Annotated in this window: 1 protein-coding gene; it reads right to left on the bottom strand. The window is 64.8% G+C overall.

Features of this window, described 5'->3' with window-relative positions:
- Positions 1 to 993, bottom strand: coding sequence for an IS481 family transposase (locus AOM00_RS15095; RefSeq protein ID WP_062518587.1), 993 nt, complete (start codon positions 991 to 993; stop codon positions 1 to 3).
- Positions 994 to 1,091 lie beyond the last annotated feature (98 nt).

Below are 1,091 nucleotides of genomic sequence, written 5' to 3'. Positions count from 1 at the left end.
CTAGCTGTAGTGCCCAGGCAGGTTGTTCAACCGGGTGATGGGTGGGACCTTGCCGATGGCGGAGTGTTGCCGGTGGTGGTTGTAGAAGTGCAGCCAGGCCGGTAGCGCGGCTCGGCGTGCCTTCTCGGAGTTGTAGTGCTTCGAGTATGCCCAGCCGTCGGCCAGGGTGCGGTGGAAGCGTTCGATCTTGCCGTTGGTCTGCGGTCGGTAGGGACGGGTGCGCCGATGCGTGACGCCCAGATCGCGACAGGTATCGCGCCACGCGTGCGACCTGTAGGCGGGGCCGTTGTCGGACAGCACCGCTTCGACGTGCACACCACGACCTGCGAACCACGCGACCGCTCGGATCAACACGCCGACGGCGGTGGCCGCGGTCTCGTCGTCGTGGATCTCGGCGTACGCGACGCGCGAGTGGTCATCGATGACCGTGTGAACGTAAGCGTGACGCATCAACACGTCGTGCGTCCTGGAACGCTCTTTGCCTGGTGTGGCGGCGCGGTTGCGGTCTCCTTGTGCCTTGCCGACGAATCTCCAGCCACCGCCATCAGGGATGTTGCCCAGCTTCTTCACGTCGACGTGGATCAGTGACCCGGGGTGGTCGTGCTCGTAGCGGCGGATCACTTCACCCGTGCGGACGTCGACGTGGGACAGCCGGTTCAGCCGGCACCGTTTCAGGACGGCGTACACGGTGGATGCGGGTACACCGGTGAGCGAGGCGATCTCGACAGGCCCACGCCTGGTCTTGATGCGCTTGTGCACGATCTTGCGCACCAACGGTTGCGGGGTCCTATGAGGCGAACGGTGTGGTCGGGAGGAGCGATCCGACATGCCGGACCGACCCATCTCGAGGTAGCGCTGCGCCCACTTCGCCGCAGTCGGCCATGAGACGCGGAAGAAACGGGCCGCCTCCGCGATCGTCCAGCCCTCGTCGACGACCATCCGACCGATCCGAGCGCGTTGGACAGGGGTCAACGCGGCATTAGCGTGGGACACGAGAACCTCCAGGTCGGGGTGTGTGAACTAAGCAGCTCCACTCTGCCTGGAGGTTCTCTTCATCGCCCGAGATTCAAACAACGTCCCTGGGCACTACA

Origin of the sequence: Demequina gelatinilytica (assembly GCF_000971115.1) — a bacterium.
GTDB lineage: Bacteria > Actinomycetota > Actinomycetes > Actinomycetales > Demequinaceae > Demequina > Demequina gelatinilytica.
The sequence above is the reverse complement of the archived record's forward strand: the minus strand, read 5'-3'. Positions and strand labels throughout refer to the sequence as shown.